We start from the raw sequence: 276 nt of genomic DNA on the forward strand, positions 1-276 counted from the left end.
GTCCTGTCCAAGGTAAAATACTTCACTCTGGCTGAATCGCTAGGGGCAGTGGAAAGCTTGATCAGCGTTCCCGCCCGTATGACCCATGCCTCCATACCGGCCAACCGTCGCGCTGAATTGGGGATTACAGATGGCCTGATCCGCATCTCTGTAGGGATCGAAGATGTGCAAGATCTGATCGAAGACCTGGAACAAGCGCTATCGTAATGTAGCACATCTGAGGGCAAGCCCCCGCCGGAGGAAGTGCTAGCTCGCGATGGGGGAGTTCACCTAGAG

The 276-nt window shown here is 55.4% G+C and carries 1 protein-coding gene; it reads left to right on the plus strand.

Features of this window, described 5'->3' with window-relative positions; all coding sequences use genetic code 11:
• The coding region (locus MXD62_RS08570; RefSeq protein ID WP_248828856.1) for a PLP-dependent transferase at positions 1–207 on the plus strand (207 nt) is incomplete at its 5' end.
• Positions 208–276 lie beyond the last annotated feature (69 nt).

It is taken from the genome of Frankia sp. Mgl5 (assembly GCF_023242985.1).
Classification (GTDB): Bacteria; Actinomycetota; Actinomycetes; order Frankiales; family Frankiaceae; genus Parafrankia; species Parafrankia soli.